At 64.0% G+C, this 2781-nt stretch carries 3 protein-coding genes; 2 read left to right on the forward strand and 1 reads right to left on the reverse strand.

What is annotated here, in order from left to right:
- Positions 1-132 precede the first annotated feature (132 nt).
- Entirely contained in the window at positions 133-885 is a 753-nt protein-coding gene (locus WAN02_RS13265; RefSeq protein WP_422264648.1) for an STAS domain-containing protein, read from the forward strand.
- Between the two features lie 69 nt (positions 886-954).
- Positions 955-1890, forward strand: a complete 936-nt coding sequence (locus WAN02_RS13270) for a lysophospholipid acyltransferase family protein (RefSeq protein ID WP_422264649.1) — start codon at positions 955-957, stop codon at positions 1888-1890.
- A gap of 77 nt (positions 1891-1967) precedes the next feature.
- Here WAN02_RS13270 and WAN02_RS13275 read toward each other — a convergent pair whose 3' ends face one another.
- Positions 1968-2210, reverse strand: a complete 243-nt coding sequence (locus tag WAN02_RS13275; protein WP_422264650.1) for a CsbD family protein — start codon at positions 2208-2210, stop codon at positions 1968-1970.
- Positions 2211-2781: the final 571 nt, after the last annotated feature.

The raw sequence follows: 2781 nt of genomic DNA on the forward strand, positions 1-2781 counted from the left end.
GTCGATGAGAGCCGTCCCCTGCCCGACCAAGGCGCACACACTGGCGAACACGATCGCATACGATCCTGAGGTCGAGTAGGTGAAGAAGTGGGCCGCCCGACGTTACGTCACACTCCGGATGAAGAGCGGGTCATGCCAAGCGGGCATAGTGCGCTGCAGGTTGGTGTCACCGATGTCGGTAAGGTTCGTGTGCTCACTCTCGTCGGTGCGTTGACTGCCACGACATACGCCCCCATTCGGGACACCATCGTCAAAGCCGCACTCGATGAGCCTGATTCCGTCGTCATCGATGTCACCGAGCTGAGCGTTCGAGACGATCCGGCGTGGGCTGTATTCACCAGTGCCCGTTGGCAGATAGCGGAGTGGCCGAACGTTCCGCTCGCTATGGTCTGCGCGCATGGTCAGGGTCGAAATGGCGCTCAGCGCAACGGCATTACCCGATATGTGCCTATGTACGCGACGCTTGAATCGGCACTTGCCGAGCTGTCCGCCGACGGGCTGCACCGATACCGGCGGCGCTCCCGCGCCTCGCTGCCGTCACAGCGGAGCAGCATTCGCACATGCCGTGAATTGACGACGCAGTGGTTGACGGAGTGGGCGAGAACCGACTTCATCTACGTGGTGTCCACGGTCGCGACAGAACTGGTCGAAGCCGCCCTTGTCGACACCGATAGAAATTTCGCGCTACGGCTGGAGACCGACGGATCGACGGTGTCGGTGGCGATACAACACGTTGGCATCGTCAACCCGGTGCGCCGAAAGTCGGCTCGGGACAATGTTTCCGGCCTCGACCTGGTCGCCGGGAACAGTCGGGCCTGGGGCAACTACACCACCACGGCCGGCAACACCGTCTGGGCTGTCGTCGGCCCAGAAAATCGCTTCTGAGCCAAACAGTCATTTCCGGCCATCGATCGGCTCCGGTTCGACTCGTGCCAGACGGGGTAACTCAGGGCTATGAGTGGTAGCGATCACAGGACTGCCGAGGTGCGCAAGCAGGCACAGTTGCAAGCTGAGCGGGCCCGCACCGCGATGGAGGATCAACGTGACGGCAAAGCCGGCGGAGTGAGCGGGTGGGTGGCCGAACGCGCGGGCGAATGGGATCTCAGCGGTCAAGACGAGAAGACGATGCAACAGCAGAAGTTCTTCTGGAATCTGCTGGTGGATTATTGGTTCCGGATGGAAATCGATGGCTGGGAAAACATCGGTAAACCGCCTGCCTTGCTGATCGGCATCCACTCGGGTGCTCCGTTCGTGTGGGACGCCTGGACCGTTGGCCTGCAATGGTGGCGGCGGTTCGGGTCCGAGCGGCCCTTGCACGGCACCGCCCACGATGCGCTGATGGCCATTCCGGGGTTCGGCCGGTACTTCCGGTCAATGGGAGTGTTGCCCGCGGCCCCGGACGCCATCGCGACTGCGCTGGCCGAAGGCCACGATGTGGCGCTATGGCCGGGCGGTGAAGTCGACTCTCTACGCCCGTGGAGCGAGCGCGATCGAGCCAACCTTGCGGGGCGCAAAGGCTTTGTGAAGATGGCTATCCGCGCAGGCGTCCCGATTGTGCCGATCGCGACGGTTGGGGGTGCTGACGCCATGCCGGTTCTGATCCGCGGCGATCGGCTTTCGCGCGCTCTGCGACTGGACCGGCTGTTGCGGCTCAAGGTCTTTCCGGTGGCCGTTTCGCTGCCTTGGGGAATCGCGCCGGCCGCGCTGCCGCAGCTGCCGCTGCCGGCCAAGATCCGCACGCGCTTCATGCCCGCGGTCGAGATCGACAATGATCCGGATCGGGCCGACGACGACGACTACATCGATCGCAAGTACCACGAGGTACAGGACAGCATTCAAAGCGGGATGGATGCGCTGGCCCGCAAGCGTGCGTTACCGCTATTCGGTTGACCGGCAGACCAATTCGTACAAGACAGCAACTGGGCCCGGTCCGTAATGGACCGGGCCCAGTCGAATGCTGCTTGGTTTTACTTCTGGTGGGACTGCTGGCGCTTCTCCGCCGCCTCTTCACCGGCCCGAGCTGCCTCGGCCTCGGCTTCCTTCCTGGCGACGTCGCGCTGGGCTGAGGCCTTGTCCTGCTGAGCCTCGCCCTCTTTCTCGAGGTCCTTATTGCCGACCACGCTGCCGACGGCCTCTTTCGCGAGGCCCTTGGCGCCCTCGACAACGCCCTTGATGCCCTCTGCAGGCCCGCTCTTGTTGTCGTCCGACATAAAGTCCTCCTAGTGGCTCACGTCATTTATCGTCTGGTCACCGGCCAATTGCTCGACCGGACACGGTCAGAATCGCGTTACTGCTTCATCGCGCCGCAGTTTGGCGCATTCCCGCGGGGCCGGGCGCTGAAACCTCTGCGTGCGCCAAAGACATCCGCCACATGCCGTGACGGCGTTCCCGCGCTGGTAGATCGCCTGCCCTCGGCGGCTGTGATGCCGCCCACGCTGCCAGCACTCCGAAACAGCCTCAACCGCAATGGCGTACGGCGTTGCTGGTCGCCCGCGGGTTTGCCGGCGGTCTTTCGGGCGATTCTGCGATTCGCGCCGACTCGCCGCGCGACAATCACAGGCGAAGACATGCAGCCCGGTGACCCTGGGCGGGTGGAGACCGGTCATGAGGCAGGATGGACCAAGCTATTAGGGGAATAGCCGTCGTGGGGATAGCTAGGTGTCGTCCTTTCATGCGAGGAGTTCGATGACGGAGCAGGAGCCGACGGGTGCCAACGGGGCTGGGGCGTTCCCGCCGGACGGCCGGAGCCCCGCCGGCGGGTCGACTCGGCACGCGTACGCC

Source organism: Mycobacterium sp., assembly GCF_049281135.1.
Taxonomy (GTDB): Bacteria; Actinomycetota; Actinomycetes; order Mycobacteriales; family Mycobacteriaceae; genus Mycobacterium.

What these genes read in the sequence shown, in the direction of transcription:
- WAN02_RS13270 (WP_422264649.1), top strand. Translation starts at nt 955, where the DNA reads ATGAGTGGTAGCGATCACAGGACTGCCGAGGTGCGCAAGCAGGCACAG.
- WAN02_RS13275 (WP_422264650.1), bottom strand. Translation starts at nt 2,210, where the DNA reads ATGTCGGACGACAACAAGAGCGGGCCTGCAGAGGGCATCAAGGGCGTT.
- WAN02_RS13265 (WP_422264648.1), top strand. Translation starts at nt 133, where the DNA reads ATGCCAAGCGGGCATAGTGCGCTGCAGGTTGGTGTCACCGATGTCGGT.